18 protein-coding genes, 2 tRNA genes and 1 pseudogene are annotated in these 21,849 nt (G+C 48.9%); 11 read left to right on the forward strand and 10 right to left on the reverse strand.

Features of this window, described 5'->3' with window-relative positions; translation table 11 throughout:
- Position 1 precedes the first annotated feature (1 nt).
- Entirely contained in the window at positions 2-769 is a 768-nt protein-coding gene (locus ACT6RZ_RS11015) for a class I SAM-dependent methyltransferase (RefSeq protein WP_444702158.1), read from the reverse strand.
- A gap of 96 nt (positions 770-865) precedes the next feature.
- On the opposite strand from ACT6RZ_RS11015, the gene gloB reads away from it, so the two are divergent.
- The 8 genes from gloB to ACT6RZ_RS11055 all read left to right on the forward strand — a co-directional run bounded on the left by gloB (position 866) and on the right by ACT6RZ_RS11055 (position 9,713).
- Positions 866-1,645 (forward strand): hydroxyacylglutathione hydrolase, encoded by a 780-nt coding sequence (gene gloB / locus ACT6RZ_RS11020; RefSeq protein ID WP_444702159.1) that lies wholly within the window; start codon positions 866-868, stop codon positions 1,643-1,645.
- Positions 1,646-1,895: 250 nt separating this feature from the next.
- Positions 1,896-3,449 carry a transglycosylase SLT domain-containing protein gene (locus ACT6RZ_RS11025; RefSeq protein WP_444702160.1) on the forward strand — a complete coding sequence of 518 codons (1,554 nt, stop codon included), beginning with the start codon at positions 1,896-1,898 and terminating at the stop codon, positions 3,447-3,449.
- A gap of 111 nt (positions 3,450-3,560) precedes the next feature.
- Positions 3,561-5,207, forward strand: coding sequence for a peptide-binding protein (locus ACT6RZ_RS11030; protein WP_444702161.1), 1,647 nt, complete (start codon positions 3,561-3,563; stop codon positions 5,205-5,207).
- A 1-nt stretch (position 5,208) separates the two neighbouring features.
- Entirely contained in the window at positions 5,209-6,234 is a 1,026-nt protein-coding gene (locus ACT6RZ_RS11035) for an ABC transporter permease (protein WP_444702162.1), read from the forward strand.
- A gap of 15 nt (positions 6,235-6,249) precedes the next feature.
- Complete coding sequence (locus tag ACT6RZ_RS11040) at positions 6,250-7,074, forward strand: ABC transporter permease (protein WP_444702163.1); 825 nt, start codon at positions 6,250-6,252, stop codon at positions 7,072-7,074.
- Positions 7,075-7,105: 31 nt separating this feature from the next.
- Positions 7,106-7,891, forward strand: a complete 786-nt coding sequence (locus ACT6RZ_RS11045) for an enoyl-ACP reductase FabI (protein WP_055825068.1) — start codon at positions 7,106-7,108, stop codon at positions 7,889-7,891.
- Between the two features lie 331 nt (positions 7,892-8,222).
- Positions 8,223-9,245, forward strand: coding sequence for an acyltransferase family protein (locus ACT6RZ_RS11050; protein WP_444702164.1), 1,023 nt, complete (start codon positions 8,223-8,225; stop codon positions 9,243-9,245).
- A gap of 117 nt (positions 9,246-9,362) precedes the next feature.
- A complete protein-coding gene (locus tag ACT6RZ_RS11055) occupies positions 9,363-9,713 on the forward strand; it encodes a YciI family protein (RefSeq protein WP_444702165.1) in 351 nt (116 codons plus the stop codon).
- A gap of 99 nt (positions 9,714-9,812) precedes the next feature.
- Here ACT6RZ_RS11055 and ACT6RZ_RS11060 read toward each other — a convergent pair whose 3' ends face one another.
- A complete protein-coding gene (locus ACT6RZ_RS11060) occupies positions 9,813-11,711 on the reverse strand; it encodes a SurA N-terminal domain-containing protein (protein WP_444702166.1) in 1,899 nt (632 codons plus the stop codon).
- A gap of 261 nt (positions 11,712-11,972) precedes the next feature.
- Between ACT6RZ_RS11060 and ACT6RZ_RS11065 the strand changes: the two genes are divergently transcribed.
- From ACT6RZ_RS11065 to ACT6RZ_RS11075, 3 genes are all read left to right on the forward strand, one after another.
- Positions 11,973-12,077: a DUF4113 domain-containing protein gene (locus ACT6RZ_RS11065; protein WP_444702167.1), complete on the forward strand. Its 105-nt coding sequence runs from the start codon at positions 11,973-11,975 to the stop codon at positions 12,075-12,077.
- Positions 12,078-12,166: 89 nt separating this feature from the next.
- Positions 12,167-12,985, forward strand: a complete 819-nt coding sequence (locus ACT6RZ_RS11070) for a hypothetical protein (RefSeq protein ID WP_444702168.1) — start codon at positions 12,167-12,169, stop codon at positions 12,983-12,985.
- A gap of 133 nt (positions 12,986-13,118) precedes the next feature.
- Positions 13,119-14,006, forward strand: a complete 888-nt coding sequence (locus ACT6RZ_RS11075; RefSeq protein ID WP_444702169.1) for a hypothetical protein — start codon at positions 13,119-13,121, stop codon at positions 14,004-14,006.
- Positions 14,007-14,172: 166 nt separating this feature from the next.
- Here the strand turns inward: ACT6RZ_RS11075 and ACT6RZ_RS11080 are convergent, their stop codons facing one another.
- The 8 genes and pseudogenes from ACT6RZ_RS11080 to tig form a co-directional block, all read right to left on the reverse strand.
- The gene (locus tag ACT6RZ_RS11080; protein WP_444702170.1) at positions 14,173-14,436 is read right to left on the reverse strand and encodes a hypothetical protein; all 264 of its coding nucleotides are present in this window, start codon (positions 14,434-14,436) and stop codon (positions 14,173-14,175) included.
- Positions 14,437-15,213: 777 nt separating this feature from the next.
- A tRNA-Asp gene (locus ACT6RZ_RS11085) sits at positions 15,214-15,290 on the reverse strand.
- Between the two features lie 166 nt (positions 15,291-15,456).
- Positions 15,457-15,532 (reverse strand) — tRNA-Val (locus ACT6RZ_RS11090).
- 58 nt (positions 15,533-15,590) lie between these two features.
- Positions 15,591-15,863 (reverse strand): HU family DNA-binding protein, encoded by a 273-nt coding sequence (locus ACT6RZ_RS11095; RefSeq protein ID WP_055825077.1) that lies wholly within the window; start codon positions 15,861-15,863, stop codon positions 15,591-15,593.
- A gap of 117 nt (positions 15,864-15,980) precedes the next feature.
- Positions 15,981-18,411, reverse strand: a pseudogene (gene lon / locus ACT6RZ_RS11100) (endopeptidase La).
- Positions 18,412-18,546: 135 nt separating this feature from the next.
- Entirely contained in the window at positions 18,547-19,836 is a 1,290-nt protein-coding gene (gene clpX / locus ACT6RZ_RS11105) for an ATP-dependent Clp protease ATP-binding subunit ClpX (RefSeq protein ID WP_444702171.1), read from the reverse strand.
- A 32-nt stretch (positions 19,837-19,868) separates the two neighbouring features.
- Positions 19,869-20,513 carry an ATP-dependent Clp endopeptidase proteolytic subunit ClpP gene (clpP, locus tag ACT6RZ_RS11110; protein WP_444702172.1) on the reverse strand — a complete coding sequence of 215 codons (645 nt, stop codon included), beginning with the start codon at positions 20,511-20,513 and terminating at the stop codon, positions 19,869-19,871.
- Positions 20,514-20,516: 3 nt separating this feature from the next.
- Positions 20,517-21,824, reverse strand: coding sequence for a trigger factor (gene tig, locus ACT6RZ_RS11115; RefSeq protein ID WP_444702173.1), 1,308 nt, complete (start codon positions 21,822-21,824; stop codon positions 20,517-20,519).
- Between the last annotated feature and the right edge of the window lie 25 nt (positions 21,825-21,849).

Consider the following 21,849-nt stretch of genomic DNA (forward strand, 5'->3'; position numbering starts at 1 on the left):
TTCAATCCAGCTTTGTGTCGACATCCGCGCATTTTAACTGTTTTTGCACTTTGTTTTGAATGCGCGTGCGGCTTTTTTGCGCCTGCAAGGCCTGGTTCAGCGGAGATTTTTTCCAGTCGGGCTTAAGCAGGCGCACATTCAGCACCCTTTTCTTAGCCACCAGAAAATAAACGCCACCTGTCATGCCAAAGGTGCATGCCCCCCATTTTTCCAGACTGGCCTGGCGTTGCAGCCAGTTAAAGTCATTGATGGGCAGCGCATGCATCAGGTAATTGCTCTGTATGATCTCAAAGCCCAGCACATTCAACCAGTCCCTGATGCGGCGCGCGGTAAACAATCGCTTGAAGGCCCCGGCCTGTTTGAACCAGCCTAGTTTGGCGCGTAACCCGAGGCAGCTGAACGGCGTCACGCCGGTCAGAATCAGGGTGCCTTCAGGCACCAGCACGCGAAAAGCTTCGCGCAAGGCCTGGCGGGGGTCATGGCAGTGCTCTAGCACATGCGGCATGCATATCAGATCGACAGAGTTTTCAGCCAGTGGCAGAAATTCTGGTTCACAAAGCAAAGCGCTTTCTTTCAGGGCGTGCTCATGTAAATAATGTTTATACGGGATGCGGCTCTGCGCCAGCAGATCATAGCCTGGCCAGCCTAACTGCAATGCATGAAAGCCAAAGACGTCTGCCACGGCCTGCCCATAGATCGCGGTCTCTCGCTGCGAAATATAGTGTCCTAGCGCGGTCGCATCAAAGGTAGCTGGCTGATCAGACTGCAATATTAGGCTCCGGCAAAAGAATTAATCATCATCAATGCTGCTGGCATGGATCACAGCCGTTCTTGACAACAGTGAGTGTTTTCTCAATGATGCGTGATGCAAGAAACTTCTGCAAGTATACAAATCACTGCCCTGCCCGCATTTAACGATAACTATTTATGGTTGATACATGCCGGCAGGCACGCATTGGTGGTTGACCCCGGTGATGCCAGCGTGGTGCAACAGGCGCTGGAGGCTGGCGGTTACCAGCTGGACGGCATTTTACTGACCCATCACCACGCCGATCATACTGACGGCGCACTGGCTTTGCAGCAGCACTGGCGCTGCCCGGTGTATGCACCTGACAACGACCATGCTGCCTACCGCGCACTGGATGCTGTCAGGGTAAAAGACGGCGAGCAGATCGTATTCGAGACCTTCCCTGACCTATCGTGTGTGGTGTTGTCGCTGCCCGGCCATACACTGGACCATATCGCCTTCTATATCAATCAGCAGCATCTATTCAGCGGTGATATTATTTTTGGCGCCGGATGTGGCCGTCTGTTTGAGGGCAGCCCGCCACAAATGTATGCGTCGCTACAACGTATCGCGGCGTTGCCCGCTACGACCCTGATCTACCCGGCGCACGAATATACCGCGCATAACATCGCATTCGCACTGACTGTGGAACCGGAGAACGCTGCCTTGCAGCAACGCGCGCAAGAGACCGCCGCCCTGCGCCAACGGCAACTGCCCACGCTACCGACGACGCTGGCATTAGAAAAAGCAACCAATCCCTTTTTACGTTGCCTGGTACTCAGCCAGCAAGCTGCCTTTTATCACTGGCAGCCGGTGGATGTGTTTGCCGAGCTGCGTGCAAGACGGAATGTGTTTTAGGAAATATGTTTTATCCCAGGCCATGCGCACGCACAAACTCAGCATGGGCGCAAGGGCTTGTCTCACCGGGAAATTAACGTAGAATGATGTCCTCCTTTAAGCGCTCGTATACGTTACGTCACTCACATGCTGTCTGACAGTGCTCAACGGCCACTCAGGTTTGATCAATGCATGCATAGGCTTTCATGCCCGGACACTCAATGTCCGCACATGGCCTTTTGCATCAGTCTCAGGATTTAGAAACACCGTCATGCGTTTTAATGAATTACTGCTATGTATCACTTTTTCAGCCTTTCCTATGCTGGTGATGGCTGAGTACGTAGAGCCAGCGACGCTGTCGACTGACAATGGCAGTTATGATGAGAACTTCGGCGAGACCGACTCTGAAAGTTACAGTTCCAGCTACCAGTTTGAAGATGCACTGACACTACAAGAAAGCTTGTGGGACCGCGTGCGTGACGGTTTCAACATGCCGGATATCGATTCGACCTACACCAATAAACATGAGCAGTGGTACGCGTCACGCCCTGATTATGTCTCGCGCATGCTGGAACGCAGCAAAAAATACCTGTATCACATCGTGGTAGAAGTAGAAAAACGCGGCATGCCGACCGAGATCGCCCTGCTGCCCATGATAGAAAGCGGCTTTAACCCTAAAGCCTTATCCACCAGCAAGGCTTCAGGCATCTGGCAGTTCATCCCTTCCACCGGCAAAGATTTCGGACTCAAGCAGAACTACTGGAAAGACTCGCGTAAAGACGTGACCGCCGCGACACAAGCGGCACTCAATTACCTGCAAAAACTCTACACCATGTTCGGCGCCTGGGACCTGGCGCTGGCGGCCTACAATGCCGGTGAAGGCACAGTAGCGCGTGCCATAGAGCGCAACCGCCAGCTAGGCCTGCCTACCGATTACCAGCATTTGTCACTGCCGGACGAGACACGTAACTATGTGCCCAAGCTGCAGGCGATCAAAAACATTGTTTTTCGGCCGGAGCAATACGGGCTGACCTTGAATGAGATCCCTAACAAACCGTATTTCACCACCGTGCAGGCACCGAATAAGATAGATGCCAAACTGGCGGCAGAACTGGCCGGCATCTCGCTCGAAGAGTTCAGCGCGCTGAACCCCAGCTTCACACGGCCAGTGCTGATCACCGAGAACAGTTTCCAGAAGCTGCTATTGCCGACCTGGGCGGCCAGCAATTTCACCAACAATTTAAATGGTTACACGCGCCCCTTATCCAACTGGCATAGTTATCATCCCAAACGTGGCGAGCGCCTGGGCGATATCGCCAATCGTTTTGATATCAGCCTGTATGAACTCAGCGCAACCAATAACCTCAAGCCGAACAGAAACCTGATCGTGCGCAGGACCTTGTTAGTGCCAGCTGGCAACCATTCAACCCTGACCAAGCCTATAGACGCGGTCGCCATGGCGCAGATCCCTATCGAAGTGGCGGTGGAAAAAGCCTCGGCCAATAAGTACACGGCTATTTCGCATAAAGTAAAGCAAGGCGACACGCTTTCCAAACTGGCAAAACGTTATGGCGTCAGTTCCAAACAGATCATGCAGCAGAACCATTTAAAGAGCAAAAGCCTGACCGCGGGCCAGACACTGCAATTCGAGCAGCAGGAAAGCACGTCCAGCGGGTCTGGTAAAAAGAGCTCTAGCGCACATGCCACAAAAGGCAGCGCTAGCAGATCGTCGTCAGCCACTAGCCACCGCGCTAAAAAAACCTCTTCTTCAGCCAGGAAGACCAGTACATCGACGACAAAAAAAAGCAAAACCAGTCATAAATAATAAAATGTGTATATGATGAGTGTTCTCAGGCACTTTGCAGGCTAGCCTAAACAGCAAAACTTGCCAAACCAATAAAACTGCACCTTTAAAATTGCGCCTATAAAATTGCACATGGTTCATCGTCAATTCCTGATCATTCTTTTGTGCAGCTGGCTGGCAGCCTGCAGCTCAGATAACTCAGCGCAGAATAACGCGCCTCACCAACAGACTTACGCTCCCGAGCCAGGCGGCACCCTGATCGATGTGATGCCATCCGACCCCAGCGGACTGATCTTCATGGTGGCGGGAGAGTCCGCCTCCAGCGCAATCACTGGCAACCTGTTCAATACTTTGCTCACTTATGACCAGAATCTGGATCTGAAGGGTGAGCTGGCCGCCTCCTGGCAAGTCGCAGCCGACCAGAAAACCATCACTTTCCGTTTAAAACCAGGCCTGGTATGGGCTGACGGCCAGCCGCTCACCAGTGCAGACGTATTTTTCACCTGGCAATTGATCATTGATGAAAAGACCCGTAGCCCTTATGCATCCGATTATCAGTTAGTCACCAAAGCCGAAACGCCGGATAAACTGACTTTTATCGTCCATTATGACCAGGCTTTTTCTCCGGCGCTGGACAGCTGGGCCGGCATGCAGATATTGCCCAAGCACAAACTGGCTGGCCAGGACATACACACCTCCAGCTTTGGGCAAAAACCTATGGGCAGCCATTACTACCAGCTCAAGGAGTGGCGGCACGGCGAATATATCAAGCTGGAACGCAACCCAAAATCTGTGCTGGGGCAAGCGCAGATCGATACACTGATAGAACGCATTATTCCCGACCCTGGTGCGCAGTTTCTTGAACTGATGGCCGACCATATAGACAGCATGAATATGGACCCTGTCACCTATGCCCGCATTATTCCGTCACGCCCGGAACTGCAAGCCAAACTGAACCAGTACAAGGCGCTGGGCAATAGCTACACTTACCTCGGTTTTAACCTGAAACGCCCGTTATTCAAAGACGTGCGCATACGCAAAGCCATTAACTATGCCATTGATAAGCAGGAGATCATTGATGGTGTCAACCTGGGCCTGGGTGTACAGATCGCTTCGCCGTACAAACCTGGCACACGCTGGAGTAACCCCCAGTTAAAGCCCTACCCATTCGACCCGGTACTCGCGCGCAGTTTACTGGCAGAAGCTGGTTACAAAGATACTGACGGCGATGGCTATGTTGAACGCGATGGCAAAAAACTGTCTTTTGAAGTACTGACCAACCACGGCAATAAAGAACGTGAAAAGACCGTGGTCATCATTCAACGCCGACTGAAAGCAGTCGGCATCGAGGTACGTATCCGCACAATTGAATGGGCCAGTTTTATCACCCGCTTTATTAAAACCGGGGATTTCGATGCCGTGGTGATGGGCTGGCAACTAGGGCTGGAACCAGACCAGTATGGCATCTGGCATTCCAGCCAGCAAAAACCCGGGCAGTTCAATTTTATTGGTTACCATAATGCTGAGGTCGATAAATTGCTGGAACAGGGGCGTAGTGAGTTTGACCCCGAAAAACGTATGCATATTTATCACCAGTTTGCCGAAGCCTTGTATCAGGACAGTCCTATCGTGTATTTGTCTGCCGGTTATGGGCTGACCGCCATCCACAAGCGCGTGCAAGGGATCATGAACCCGGTGCCGCCAGCCGGGGTGAGCTACGATTCCCAGAAATGGTATATCCCATTTTCGTTAAGACGTACCCAGATGCAGGCCGAATGATATGCTAAGTTACCTGCTCAGACGACTGTTATGGATGCTGCCTATGCTGGTAGGCATCAGCCTGATCTCATTTTTCATCATGCATCTGGCACCTGGCGATATCACCAGCACTGAGTCTGCGTTCGACCCCAAGTCTTCTGAAGAATCCAGGCAAAAACTGCGTGAGTTATACAATCTGGATAAGCCGGTGATCGTGCAATATGGCTTATGGATGCAGCGCCTTGCGCATCTGGATTTCGGGCATTCATTTGCCAGCCACCAGCGGCCGGTATTCTGGGCCGAAAAAGATAAAGACGGCAACGAGATGCCGGGCATGATACAACAAGCCCTGCCCATCACCCTGCTCATGAATATCGCCGGCTTGCTCATCACCCTGTCGCTGGGTATCCCCTTAGGGGTGCTGGCGGCAAAACGCTACGGGCAATGGCCGGACCGCAGCATCACCCTGTTCAACTTTATCGGTTTCTCTATCCCCGGATTCTGGCTGTCATTGCTGCTGATGTACTGGCTGGGCGTGATACACCCCTGGTTTCCCATCTCCGGCATGCATAGCCTCAATTACGAGCAGCTGGGCTTCTGGCAAAAAGGCCAGGATCTGTTCATGCACTTGTTCCTGCCGGTGGTGATCCCATCCATCACTGGTCTGGCAAGCATCACCCTGTTCGTGAAAAACGGCATGCTGGATGTGTTGAGCCAGGATTACGTCACTACCGCGCGCGCCAAAGGCCTGAGTGACCACACTGTCACTTATAGACACGCCCTGCGTAATGCCTTATTGCCGCTGATCACGCTGATAGGCCTGTCGCTGCCTGGCCTGATCGGTGGCTCGGTGATCGCCGAGACTATTTTTGCCATCCCCGGCATGGGCAAGTTATTTTATGAAGCGGTGATGATGCGCGATTTTCCGGTGGTGATGGGGATATTGACCATAGGCTCGGCGCTCACCCTGCTAGGCAGCCTGCTGGCTGACCTCGCCTATGCATGGGCAGATCCGCGACTGCGCAAAGGGGTGATGCTTAAGCGCTGACCTGACGATACATCCATGAAAAGAATCTTACACAATCCCTTGGCCGTAGCCGGTTTATGCATGATCAGCCTGATATTGATGCTGGCTCTGCTCGCACCGTGGCTGGCACCGTATGACCCAGATGACATCAACGTCAAGCAGATCCTGCTGGCACCCTCCTGGCAGCACTGGATGGGCACCGACGGCCTGGGTCGCGATGTCTGGAGCCGCATGCTGTTTGGCGGCAGAGTCTCCTTGCTGGTCGGCCTGGTCGCGGTGGGCATCTCCACCGTGATAGGCGTCATCCTGGGTGCCATTGCCGGTTATTATCGCGGCTGGACAGACACCATTATCATGCGCCTGGTCGATATCATGCTGTCTATCCCCAGTTTCTTCCTGATCCTGGCCGTGATCGCCTTTTTAAGCCCTTCCATCACCAACGTCATGATAGTGATAGGCCTCACCTCATGGATGAGTGTGACGCGACTGGTACGGGCAGAGTTTCTCAGCCTCACCCAGCGCGAATTCGTCACCGCATCTACCGCACTCGGTGCGCAAGACTGGCGGGTGATATTCAGGCATTGCCTGCCCAATAGCCTGACGCCGGTACTGGTGAGCGTGGTATTAGGCATCGCCAGCGCCGTTCTTCTGGAGTCCGGCCTCAGCTTTCTCGGCCTGGGTGTGCAGGCGCCACAAGCTTCCTGGGGCAATATACTGACTGATGGCAAAGAGTATATCCAATTTGCCTGGTGGCTTTCGCTCTACCCCGGACTTGCCATCTTAATCACGGTGTTAGGGTATAATCTGCTCGGTGAAGGTTTGCGTGACGTGTTTGACCCCAGGTCCAACACCAGACGCTGACCGTTTAATAAACTACCAAACAGGATCAAGCATGGCATTTCTTGCTGGAAAAAAAATTCTGATCGCCGGTTTGCTCAGCAACCGCTCAATCGCATACGGCATTGCAGCCGCTATGAAACGTCAAGGCGCTGAACTGGCCTTTACCTATCAAGTCGACAAACACGAAACCCGGGTCCGTGATCTCGCAGCAGACTTTGAATCCACTTTAGTACTCCCCTGTGATGTGGCCGAAGATGCCCAGATCGACAACCTGTTCGTAGAACTGGCAAAAGTCTGGGATGGCCTGGACGGTTTAGTGCACTCCATCGCCTTTGTGCCCAAAGTCGCACTGGCTGGTGATTACCTGGATAACATCAGTCGCGAGTACTTCCATATCGCGCACGACATCAGCTCATATAGCTTTTCGGCCATGGCGAAAGCAGCCTATCCTATGATGCAGGGCCGTAACGGTAGCCTGCTGACGCTGAGTTACCTGGGCGCTGAGCGCACCATGCCTAACTACAACGTCATGGGCGTGGCCAAAGCCAGCCTGGAAGCCAACGTACGCTACCTGGCACAAAGCCTGGGCCCGCGCGGTATCCGTGTCAACGCCATCTCTGCCGGCCCGATCAAGACCCTGGCTGCTTCAGGGATCGCCGACTTTGACAAAATGATAGGCTTTAACGAAAAACACGCCGCCCTGCGCCGTAACGTGACCATAGAAGAAGTCGGTAACGTTGCCGCCTTCCTCAGCAGTGACCTCGCCTCTGGTGTGACCGGCGAGATCACCTATGTCGATGGTGGTATGAATATCACGGCTGCCGGTCAGATCGATTGATACTGCGCTAAGCTACAAAAAACGCCTGCACTGTCATAGTCAGGCGTTTTTTATTATTTGCCTTTTATAACTTTAAAAGTCAGGCTGGCAAAAGATAGAATAATGACAAAAAAATGGCCAGGTTTAGTTGATTATTTTGCAAGCCATCGCAAAATAATTGCTGGCCATATGGTCTTATAAAAAATACTTCATTTTTATATTAAGGTGTACTAAATATTTATTTATAACTGAATTAATTTAATAAAATATAAAAATTATTTTTTATAAGGCAGTTAAAATAAAAATTATTCTCCCGAATCAAAGTTTGATACTGGCCTGGAAAGGAGTCGCCTTGAGGGACGATAGAATAGACATTCTAAGATTTATTGGTCTATCCATGATCATTCTTGCGCATGTGGACCCACCAGGATTACTGTTCCAGCTCAGAAACTTCGACGTGCCCCTGATGGTATTAGTCTCTGCCATGTCTTTCAGCCTGAGCTACAAAGCCAATGAACCCTACCCCGCCTACGTCTGGAAAAGAATCAAAAGACTGGTTTTCCCGGTCTGGAGTTTTCTAACAGTTTATTTTCTGACGATCTTCGCCTTCAATCCAGGCAGCGGCGAGCTTGATCCCACTACCGTACTCACTTCTTATGGCTTGCTTGAGGGCATAGGCTACGTGTGGATCATACGCGTGTTCCTGCTAGTCGCATTGATCTCACCATTACTTTTCCGCTGGCACCAGAACACTGAGCGTGACAGCCGGTATTTCACGGTGCTGGCTCTAAGCTTGCTGGCATATGAAACATTGAGATATTGCTCACTACCATATATCCAGCCAGGCGCTGGCGAGCTAGTCTCATCTGTGCTGCTTTACCTGATCGCTTACGGCCTGATATTCGCCATCGGTTTGCGTATGGGCCGACTCAGCACCAGGCAACTGTACACGCTTGCCTTGCTGAGCCTGTCCATATGCCTGCTCGCTGGTATGTGGCTGTTTTTTCTGCATGGCGAATTCATCCCCACCCAGTCACTGAAATATCCGCCTTCGGTTTACTATTTCTCCTATGCGGTATTTATTTCAGTCTTGTTGTGGACACACAGCGCAGGCATAGACCACAGCATAGAGCGCTTAAAGTTAAAACCGCTGGTGCTGTTTATAGCGAGAAACTCCATCTGGGTATACCTTTGGCATATTCCTTTGATTAAAACTATTGAAAATATAGACACGCATTTTTTACTTAAATATCTGATCGCATTCAGCGTGGCCGTCGCTCTCACTTATGCCCAGGTCAAGCTGGTGGGCCATGGCCTGAACCATATAAAAAGTGACGCATGCAGGAAAAATATAAAAATGATTTTTACCGGCTGACTGCTGGCAGCCTGCACTCCCCTTTGCAAAGCTGCCCACTCTAACGGCTAAACGCTTATATCACTGATGGAATGAGAGGCAAAAGGAATGAGAGGCAAAAGAAATGAGAGGTAGGCTATGCCGCAGTTTTTAATCGCAATCCACCGCCCGCCAGACTATGACCCGCGGCTAGCCGAAGATGCAGCCATGACACAAGCGATCACTGACTTGAATAAAGCCATGCGATCAGCGGGCATCATTGTATTTGTAGGTGGCCTGAATGCGCCAGCCAGCGCCCGATCCATACAGATACAAGCGAATGGTGAGGCGCGCGTCACGTCAGGATTATACTTAGACAGCAACGAATATGTAGGCGGCTTCTGGGTAGTAGAAACGCCCAACCTGGATGATGCGTTAAGCTGGGGGCAAAAGGCCGCGATCGCCTGCAGAGCTGGGGTAGAAGTACGGCCATTTCATAGCAAAAGTTGAAGTGGACTATATTCCCGGCCAAGCTGCCAGTCACCCGCTCTGAAAAACCCAATAAAAAAAGGAGGGCCAAGCCCTCCTTTTTTACTTTAACGCAACAAACTAGTTGTTAGCGTTAGACATCAGCACCTTCACATTCAGCTGGATATCTTTCTTGGCTTTCAGTGATGCCACATATGCATGTGACATCTCGGCACCTAATGCCTGCTGATAGGCTTTGTAGGCCCTGTCAGCCACTTCCGGGCTATCTTTGAGCTTCTGGTTCACGGCGATCACTTTAATCACGGTGTAGCCCTGATTGGCTTCGTTAAAGCCATAATAGGCTGGCAAGCTATGCGTGTTGACCTTGAATACATTTCTCATTACAGAATCAGTCAAGCCTTGCGCATTTCTGCGGTCTACGGTCACCGGCGTGATCCAGTCCGCATTCACCGCTTTACCGGCTTTCAGATCAGCCAGCAGTGCCTCACCTTTTTGTTGCGCCAGCTTGCCAGCGGCTTCAGATCTCAGCAAGGCCTCTATCCCACCTTTGACCTCGTCAAAGCTGCGTGGAGCTTCTGCTATGTATTCCACTGTCCTCGCTGCGACCAGGTTATTAGGAGAGATCTCAATTGCTTCGGTATTGCGCTTTTCTTTCAGCACTTCATCTGAAAACACCAGGCTGGCCAGACGCTCACTCTTGAAAAACTTGGCGATCTCATCCTTGGTCATGGCTGGGGATGTTTGCACCTGCAGACCAAACTTCTTGGCTACCGGCTCTAAACTGCCTGACTGCTCATACACAGTATTGCCAAAGTCATCGGCCAGCTCAGCGTATTTGGCTTGTGCCTTCTGGAACAGCAACTCAGCTTTGATCTTGAGTTTCATAGCTTCAAAATCTGAAGACTCACCAGTGATCCCTGTCAGTTTGATGATGTGGTAGCCGAACTCGGATTCCACCAGGTCGCTGATCTCACCGACTTTCATCGAGAAAGCGGCATTTTCAAATGGCTTAACCATGGCACCACGGCCAAAACTGCCCAGATCTCCGCCTTTGCCGGCAGAACCTGTGTCTTGCGAAAACTCGATCGCCAGCTTCTCAAAGCTTTTAGGGTTGGCTTTGATCTGTTGCAGGACTGATTCTGCTTTTTCTTTTGCAGCGGCCTTTTCGGCTGCGCTGGCAGTATTGCTGAAGCCGATCAGGATATGACTGGCCTGACGCTGTTCGTTACCCTGGTACTTGGCAGCATTCTCTTCGTAATCCTGCTTCACTTCTTCATCGGTCACAGAAACTTGCCCGACCAGGCTGGCGGCAGACAACAAGGCAAACTGCAATTTAACCTTGGCTGGCGCAATGAATTTTGTTTTGTGCTGGTTGTAATAAGCTTGCACCTGCTCTGGTTTAACAGTGACCTGATTGCCGAAATCAGACACTTTGACATCCACCACAGAGACTTCACGCTGCTCGAATTCAGACATCAGAGACTGCTCAGCGACCTTTTGCGGCATGAATACCAGGTTGGATATGCCATCGCGCACTTGTTGCACGGCCAGGTCTTTGCGGATGTTTTGCTCAAACTTGGCAGGCGTCAGCTTGTTCTGTGTCAGCAACTGGTTGTAAGTTTCCTCGGAGAACTTGCCGTTGCTCTGAAATTCCGGCATGCCAATCACATGCTGGCTCAGCTGATCATCGCTGATGCGGAAACGATAATCCTGGATCGCACCTTCCATCAAGCGACGCGTAATGATGCTATCCAGCACCGACTGCTTGAACGCCGGGCTTTCCAGCATGGCAGTGTCGACTTTCTGGCCCTGGGATTGCATATAGTTACGCGCATTCTCAACCGCATTGGAATACTCCTGCAGCGAGATCTTCTGGCCATCGACTTTTGCCACTGCGACCTGGCCACCGGCCTGGTTAAGATATGAATCGATCCCAAACAATGCAAATGGCACCACTATCAGTGCCAAAATGATTTTTGCCATCCATCCTTGTGTATGTTTTCTTAATGCTTCTAACATTTTCTAGTTTCCATTACCTGATTTTTTGCAACAGCAAACTATACCATAAACAGGTCAAAACCGCCTGTGTGCAGCCATCGCCATATGCTTTTGCATGCGCTAGGCTTATGCCACAGCATTCATCAGGGAGGATAAGAAAAACGGAAAAGGAAAATATCCCGGCAGATGCTTTTAAAAAGCATTGAATACGTGTGGTGCATTCAGAATGACATGTTCAGTAATATGGAGCCTGATAGCAAGAGCAATCGACTAATGTAGGCTATGAATGCTGTGAATAGAAAAATGGGGAAAGGTAAGTTAATTGTTGGCAGCCAAGGTTTTGGCCAGCCTTGGGCAATGAAGCAAGAATTTAAAAGTCCCAGCTAAATAACCGATTGGGACGAACTATTGATTGTATATTTGGTATATTGTAGGAATTTCTTTACTCATAAATAGTCTCAATACAGTTAATTTTCATGTTAAGTACAGCAATAAAAGTAACCGAGGAAAATATGAATAAAACTAAAAGACCCAGACCACCTGGTGAATTGGACAAAAAATTCCATAATCAAATGGAAATGCTTGTAACCGACTGCAAAGCTTATGATGCCGGCCATGAATTCCATGCAGAAAGCATGGCTGGTAGATTAAGAATATTGCTCCATCACAATCCATCCAAAAGAAGCCACGCATTACTACAGCAAATCGGATTACTTAGTGAATTATCTTTCATTGATTCCGGTATAAGAAAGGACCGATTAATTGTTGCATACAGTAAAACCGAGGCTGCTGAAGGTGGATTTACTGCAAGGCCCTCACCTGCTGAAACTGGTTTAGTTATTCCATGTAGCATGAATGGTGAATGGAAATTTATGGCACCATTAGTTAAAAATAGATATATCCCTGAAGCAGCACTACATAGCTGCATTCAATCGCCAACAGACTTCAATGACTGGTGGGAAACACCGTTTATCGAGAATAGCAATGAAAAGATATTTTCAAGGAAAAATATAGTTACTATCATGGCCAATCAGGATGGAGGAAGCCACGTAGATCCTGATATCGACGCAGACTTCAGCGACCTGTGCCAGGATTTTCATAACATAATGGCTGGATCCGAACCGGAGTCTATTAAACCAATTCAAACGAACATCGCTTCTGCAACTATACGACAAATCACGTATGAACTTATGGCGACAATAGATGAAAAATTAGGGACTAAATGGGCTGAAAAAGCGCAATCGCCAAGACCCGGAATGAGGTATCTTCCAACTGTTACTCTACTTTTAAATTAGCTATTACAAAGGCACTGACCTCTTTCCCTCTAGCTGTTGTAAGTCTACTGGCCCTTAGCGGAACTAGGCTCGATGCCTAATGGCAGACGCAAAGAATCAAAATCAGATGAAGCAAATTAGAAAAGGATAACTTATGCACTCAGAACGATGGAGAGAGTATTTAAAGGAAAAAAACTTACCCGCTTTCGAGTACGTATGCCTAGCCGCTGAAAAGATGATTGAAGCGTTTTGCTTGAATTATGACTACGAAGGCCCGCCGATTGAAATATATCTATCTGCTAATGATGTATTTAATGCTCATTCACAAACAGATGGAAAAATTGTTGTTACACATGGAGTGTTTAACGAAATTGAAAAAATAAACCAAAATATTCCTCTTTTTTTTAGCTCAGACGCAATGCGCGAGAACACCTCTGTGTCAATGTTTTTGTGGATTATTGCACATGAATTCTTTCATTTCGCAAGATCACATCATGAAGCGAGACACGTTAAAATCGGTTACATAGATGCACTTGAATACGATGCGGATCTATTCGCTATCGCAGGGACATTTAGGCATATAAACAATATCCTCAAAGGTAACCATCCTGAAATTCCTCAAATTGAAAGCAAAAAGTTTTTGTTATTAGGTGTATTCATATATCTAAGAGAATTTATAGAAAAACAGATTCCAAACTACAACCAGTCACATAAACCTTTTTATATTAGGCTATGGTGGGTCATGTTTAAGCTTTCTTCAATAGATACCATAAACCCTGTAACCTATGAAGAAACGGAAACTTCAATATTCGAATTCCAAGAATTATTTGATCTAATTTTAAATGCTGAAAAAAGATATATAACCGCCAAAAGTTTAAGCGATAGCAAACTTTTAGAGCATTATACTGACCCATCAACTACCGTTAAACCTTATGTGGAACAGGTACATTCCAAATGGGAACAAATAGAACCAATAGTAAAATCTTTACAGAAGATTAGTGACGGCATTCAATTACCAAATCCAAATAAAAGAACAACATAGTTTAAGCTAAAACAATTACATTACTTTTTGTTTCAATTACGAATGCACATTCGTGAGTGTACCAATCAACTTATCGTGCATGATTCCACCCTCTTTTACACGTCTGAACATTTTCCGCACCATTAATCAGAACCTGCTCTACGGTTGTGACGATATCCCTATGTGATTACTGGCCGATTTCTTGATCACCTTCCCCAGCAGGAGTTTTAGCGGCCGTGATTTCTACAGTTGACCTACTTGATACTAAATTACTTTCGGGATGGCGGTATACCAACCCAGACATAGCAACCATAATTCCGACTGCAGCTGCCCATTCACCGATCGTGACACTGCTAATCACGCCGGTGACTATGATAAACAAACCAGTCCCAACCGCAGTGATTTCAGAACCCTTACTTGCCAAATGATTACTTTCTATCTGCTCTTTCATCACACCCCTAAAAATAAAAAAACCCGCCGGAGCGGGTGTTTGTTTATGTCTAATTTCGTTAGGCAGTTATTTCATGGCTAGTATTGCAAATTTGTTCCGAATTCTTTTCTTTTATTTTTAAGCATTCCTCATGGTTCTTTTTAACAATTATTCCACCATAAAATACAAATGACATTAATAACAAACATAGTACCAGTGCTGTTAATTTAATGCGCATACATATCCTCGATATAAATATCAGGTTAGTTTATCCTACATAAAACTGTAAGACAATGTAGGAATAATCTTACACATCCTCGCTGAATACTTCGCCAACTGCCACCGATGCGGCTCCTGCTCCAATAAATACAAAGGTTATTGTTGGCAATAAGTCACCAGGATTGGTTGAATGTACAAATGAGCTAAGAGAAGCTTTAAAGAGGGCCAAGGAATCGCAAGAAACCACATTGCAGCCTCGATCTAGATGAGGGGGCCAGAGATACACGAAAGGCGGCTGGAAATCGATTCTGGGTGAATTAATGCAGGACTGCAAAAGTATGCAGAAATTCACGGTTTACAGTTTAAGCCTTTCAGCCTGTAAGACTGCCGACCTAATGGTGCAAACGATAAATTAATGCAGGGGCATACTGATGTTCAAGATGCCATGAAAACAATTCAGACTAGTCTTAGATCGCAGGCGAAATAAGAAAGCGACACCTGTTAAATAATTCATATTCTAAAACTTGGAATAGAGACGAAAAAAAACGAGTTAGGTATGAACCTAACTCGTTTTTATGTTGGCGGAGCGGACGGGACTCGAACCCGCGACCCCCGGCGTGACAGGCCGGTATTCTAACCAACTGAACTACCGCTCCAGTAATCGTTAAAGCGAAATTATAGCACGATTATTTTTATAATTTCAACAACTATTTTCTAACTATTTACCGCTACTTATAGTTACTTATTAATGTAATTTATTAAGTATGGCAAGACCTAAAAAATTAAGAGCGCAGACATCGCACTCTTGATTTTTAAATTGTCTGGTGGGTGCTAACGGGGTCGAACCGCTGACATTCGCCTTGTAAGGGCGACGCTCTACCAACTGAGCTAAGCACCCGTAACAACCCAAGTGTTGCTACAGCTGGCCGAGCATGTTAGCGCTCAACCAAAGCACGCTAGTTTACAGCATCTTTCAGACCTTTGCCAGCCCTAAATTTAGGAGATTTAGCAGCTTTGATGTTAATTGTCGCACCAGTACGTGGATTGCGGCCGGAACGGGCAGAACGCTCACCTACATAGAATGTACCAAAACCAATCAATGTTACCAAATCACCCTTTTTCAGTGCACCAGAGATTGCCTCTGTCGTTGCATCCAGTGCACGAGCGGCTGCGGCTTTAGAAATACCGGCTGCATTAGCAATATGATCTATCAATTCTGATTTATTCACGTGTTTCCCCTATCTAGTTAAAAAAACAGGTACATCCTGTATTGCCTTTATATCAAGCCGCAAAACGAGCTGTCAAGCGCTAATCCAGCGTTTTGACAATAAATCGCATCAATTTAACTAATGCGTGACAGCCTGCTCCGAATTTCCGTCTTCTGGAGCCACGATTTCGACCTCAGGCGTTTTTACGGAAAGTGGCTGTGGTGCACTTTCAAGCGCCAGATCGAGCACCTGATCTATCCATTTTACCGGGTGAATTTCCAGGTCTTTTTTGATATTCGCAGGAATATCGACCAGGTCTTTTTCATTGGCAGATGGGATCAATACGGTTTTAATGCCACCGCGATGGGCCGCCAGCAGTTTTTCTTTCAAGCCGCCTATCGGTAACACTTCACCACGCAGGGTGATCTCACCTGTCATCGCCACATCTGCACGCGCAGGAATGCCTGTCAGGACTGAAACCAGTGCTGTGGTGAGGGCGATACCTGCACTTGGGCCATCTTTGGGCGTAGCGCCTTCTGGCAAGTGGATATGGATGTCTTTTTTCTCGTAAAAATCAGGGCTGATGCCTAAACCTTCGGCACGGCTGCGGACCACACTCATGGCAGCGGAAACAGATTCCTGCATCACATCGCCCAATTTACCGGTGGTGATGGTTTTACCCTTACCCAGCAGCGTCACCGCTTCAATGGTCAGCAATTCACCGCCCACAGAGGTCCAGGCCAGTCACCTGCCCTACCTGATTCTCTTTGGCTGCCACACCGAAGTCATAACGTCTGACGCCCAGGTATTGTTCAAGGTTCTTGCTGTTGATGTTGATCTTTTTGACTGTTCTGGTCTTGCCTTTGGCCAGCAACTGCTCTTTAACCGCTTTACGGCAGATCTTGGCGATCTCCTGCTCCAGACGGCGCACACCCGCTTCACGCGTGTAATAACGCACGATATCGCGCAGCACGCTTTCTGCCACTGAAATATCCGTGGTTTTCAACGCATGTGCCTTTAACTGCTTGGGCAACAGGTAGCGCTGGGCGATATTGATCTTTTCGTCTTCGGTATAACCAGCCAGACGAATGATCTCCATACGGTCCAGTAATGGCTCGGGAATATTCATGCTGTTAGCGGTAGCCACGAACATGACATCGCTCAAGTCATAGTCGACCTCGACATAGTGATCAGCAAAAGTGTGGTTCTGTTCTGGGTCCAGCACTTCCAGCAAGGCAGAAGATGGGTCTCCGCGCATGTCCTGGCCCATTTTATCGACTTCATCCAGCAGGAACAGCGGGTTCTTCACACCGACCTTGGTCATGCTTTGCAGCACTTTGCCTGGCATGGAGCCGATATAAGTCCTACGGTGACCGCGGATCTCTGCTTCGTCACGTACGCCACCCAAAGCCATGCGCACAAATTTGCGATTGACCGCTTTGGCGATACTTTGACCCAGCGAGGTCTTACCGACGCCAGGAGGGCCCACCAGGCACAAAATAGGTGCTTTCAGCTTGCCGACACGCTGCTGTACCGCCAGATACTCGACGATACGTTCTTTCACCTTGTCCAGGCCGTAGTGGTCTGCATCAAGGATATCTTCAGCGGCTTTCAGATCTTTGCTGATCTTGGTTTTTTTCTTCCATGGCAGATTGAGCAAAGTGTCTATGTAATTACGCACCACTGAAGCTTCTGCCGACATAGGCGACATCAATTTGAGTTTTTTGAATTCGGCGGTGACTTTGGCGAGCGCTTCCTTAGGCATGGCGGCATTTTTAATGCGCTGCTCAAGCTCTTCCATCTCGGCATTTTCGTCCTGCTCGCCCAGCTCTTTCTGGATGGCTTTGACTTGCTCATTCAGGTAATACTCGCGCTGGCTCTTCTCCATCTGCCGTTTTACCCGGCCACGGATACGTTTTTCAACCTGCAGGATATCGATCTCGGATTCCATCAGGTATAACAGGTGTTCCAGGCGCTCAATCACGCTGAGCATCTCCAGCACTTTCTGCTTTTCTTCCAGCTTGAGTGTCAGGTGCGCAGAAATGGTGTCCGCCAGCCGGCCTGGCTCATTAATGGTTGCCAGTGAGGTTAAAATCTCAGGCGGGATCTTTTTGTTCAGTTTGACGTATTGGTCAAACTGGGTCATGACGGTACGCATCAAGGCTTCGGCCTCTTTGTCGTTCTGGTCGGTTTGTTCGACCTCTTCACCCAATGCCATAAAGCATTCATCAGTTTCAGTAAAATCAGTCACCCGCACTCTATGCAAGCCTTCTACCAGCACTTTGACCGTGCCATCCGGCAGTTTCAGCATTTGCAATACCGTGGCTAAAGTACCGATCTCATACAGGTCTTCTGCAACAGGGTCATCTTTATTGGCAGACTTCTGGGCAACCAGCAATATCTTCTTGTCGCCTTCTGAAGCACGTTCCAGGGCTTTGACCGACTTGGTGCGGCCTACAAACAGCGGAATGACTAAATGCGGGTATACCACCACATCGCGCAATGGTAATAGCGGGATCAAGGCGGTTTCTTCCGGAGTTTCAGCGTCAAACAAAGTGTGTTCAGTCATAGCTTCTTTCAATAAGTGTCAAAGGCATGTGCCTTTGCATTTAGATGGGAACGTACTTTGAAAATTCAAGAGAACAGACTCTCAAGAGTCATAGATGGTATCTTGCAATAGCCCGAAGGCTATTGCAAGCATGATTTAACTCGCGTTTTCGACGCGCTTTTGGGCATCCTGGTAAATCAGGATAGGCTCAGAGGTGTGCTCGATCGCACCCGCATCAACAATGACTTTGGACAAGTCTTTCAGCGATGGCAATTCATACATCAGATCAAGCAATGAGTGCTCAAGGATAGAACGCAGGCCACGCGCACCGGTTTTTCTTTCCAGGGCTTTCTTGGCGATCAAAAGCAGGGCTGACTCTTCAAACTCCAGCTCTACGCCTTCCATCTTGAATAACTTCATGTATTGCTTGGTCAGCGCATTTCTTGGCTCGACCAGGATAGTCATCAAAGCCGCCTCATCCAGTGATTCCAGCGTTGCGACGACTGGCAAACGACCGATAAACTCCGGGATAAGACCGAATTTGATCAGGTCCTCTGGCTCAACATCACGCAATACTTCGCCTACAGCGCGGATATCTTCCTTGCTCTTCACTTCGGCACCGAAACCGATACCGCCTTTTTCAGAGCGATGGCGGATCACTTTTTCCAGGCCATCAAAAGCACCACCGCAAATAAACAGGATATTGGTGGTATCCAGCTGTACGAACTCCTGGTTCGGGTGCTTGCGGCCACCTTGCGGAGGCACAGAAGCAATCGTGCCTTCGATCAGCTTGAGCAAAGCCTGCTGTACGCCCTCGCCCGATACATCGCGGGTGATGGATGGGTTGTCAGACTTACGTGAGATCTTGTCGACTTCATCGATGTAAACAATGCCACGCTGTGCTTTTTCAACGTCGTAATCGCATTTTTGCAGCAATTTCTGCATGATGTTCTCAACGTCTTCACCGACATAACCAGCTTCTGTCAAGGTGGTGGCATCTGCCATCACAAATGGCACATCCAGCAGGCGCGCCAGTGTTTGTGCCAGCAATGTTTTACCTGAGCCGGTCGGGCCTATCAGTAAAATATTGCTTTTTTGCACTTCAACATCGTCTTTAGGTGCCTGGCTACCCTCGGAAAGCGGGTTGTAGCCTAAACGCTTGTAGTGGTTATACACCGCCACCGCCAGGTTCTTTTTCGCACGTACCTGACCAATGACGTATTGATCAAGGATGGAACAAATCTCCTGCGGAGTCGGCAGTTTCTTATCTGCTGATTTGATCTCGTTCAGGCTCTGGATTTCTTCACGAATGATGTCATTACATAAATCAACGCATTCATCGCAAATAAATACGGACGGGCCTGCAATCAGCTTTTTGACTTCATGCTGACTCTTGCCACAAAACGAGCAATACAAAAGCTTTTCGCTATCTGACTTATTGGCCATATTTATTCCCTTACTGGTCGCTTTTCACTGAGTTAAACAGCGCGTGCGGCAATTACCTGATCTACCAATCCGTATTCCTTGGCAGCATCAGCACTCATAAAGTTGTCACGGTCTGTATCGCTGGCGATACGGTCAACCGGTTGACCGGTGTGGTGTGCCATGATGCCGTTCAACTTGTCTTTCAAATACAGGATCTCTTTGGCATGAATCGCGATATCAGACGCCTGGCCCTGGAAACCGCCCAGAGGCTGGTGGATCATGACACGTGAGTTAGGCAGGCAGAAGCGCTTGCCTTTTGCACCTGCGGTCAGCAGGAAGGCACCCATACTCGCGGCCTGGCCTATGCACAAAGTGCTCACATCCGGCTTGATGAACTGCATGGTGTCATAAATAGACATACCTGCCGTTACCGAACCACCTGGCGAGTTGATATACAGAGAAATGTCTTTGTCTGGATTTTCTGCTTCCAGGAACAGCAACTGTGCAACCACCAGGTTGGCGGTCATATCGTTGACCGGCCCTACCAGAAAAATAACGCGCTCTTTGAGCAGGCGTGAGTAGATGTCATATGAACGCTCACCTCTACCACTTTGCTCAATGACCATAGGGATATACCCTAGTCCTTGCGGCTCCATTCTTTCCTGCATCATGCCTTCGCTTGCGTTCATATAATTCATGGTTTAAGCACCCATCATCAATTCATCAAATTTAATTTTCTTGTTAGTGACTTTGGCTTTTTCAAGCACCCAGGCCACTACATTTTCTTCTGTCGCCAATGCTGCTGGCTCATCCAGACGTTTTACGTCGGCATAGTACCAGCTGACCAGCTCTGCAGGCTTCTCAAAGCTCAGCGCAAAGGTATCCACCATGGCACGTACCTGGTCTGCATTGGCTTGCAGATCGTTGGCATTCACCACTTCAGTCAGGATCAGGCGCAATTTGGCATTGCGTTGCGCTTGGGCTTCAAACACTGAAGGCTCCATAGGCACGGTTTGCGGGTCTACACCGCGCTCACGCAGGTTTTGCGCCGCCGTTTGCATCAGGCGATTGGTCTCTGCCGCTACTATCGCTTTTGGCAGCTCGAAAGTGCTTTCGTTCACCAGCGCCTCAAACACGCCCTCTTTCAGGCGCGCCGTGATGCGTTTGGCGACTTCCTGTTCCAGGCTCTGCTTGATCTCTGACTTCATGGTGTCCAGATTACCATCTTCAACACCCAGGTTCTTGGCGAACTCTGCGTCTACCGCCGGATACACCGGTTGCGAGACAGAAATGAATTTCACTGCATAAGTCACTGTTTTTCCAGCCAGCTGGGCAGGATTGTGGTCTGCAGGATAAGTGATATCAAAACTCTTCTCAGTGCCGGTTTTGCCGCCGATCAAGGCATCATCAAACTCAGCCACGCGGCCAGGCTCACCGATCACCAGGTCTATGCCACGGTCGCCCGTGCTTTCAACCTGCTGGCCATCGATAGAAGCGGTCAGTGTGATATTGATACGGTCGGCTTTTTTCGATGCACGCTTGACTGGCTCATAGCTCACGCGCTGCTTCACCAATACGTCCAGTGTCTTTTCAACATCAGCGTCTGTCACTTCCAGTGCCGGACGCTCGATCTTCACCTTGCTCAGATCGCCGATAGCGACTTCGGGGAAGATCTCGAAAGTGGCGACATATTCCAGTTCTTGAGCCGCTTCCTGGAATGGCAGATGCTCAATGTTAGGAAAGCCCGCGACACGCAGCTTGTTTTGTTCAACAGCGTCACCAAAACTGGTTTCTACCGCTTTGGAATAGATCTCGTCACGCACTTGATTACCATAGTGCTGGTTCACCAGACCCACAGGCGCTTTGCCCGGGCGGAAACCTGAAAATTTGGCGGTGCGCGAAATTTGTTGCAAACGTTGCCTGATTTGCCCTTCCAGCGGAGCTAAAGGGACTTTAATTGTCATGCGACGTTCCAAGTTGCTGACTGTTTCAACAGATACTGCTGCCATGCTGCACTTCCTGTAAAAATCGTTT

Origin of the sequence: Methylophilus sp. (genome assembly GCF_052437885.1) — a bacterium.
Classification (GTDB): domain Bacteria; phylum Pseudomonadota; class Gammaproteobacteria; order Burkholderiales; family Methylophilaceae; genus Methylophilus.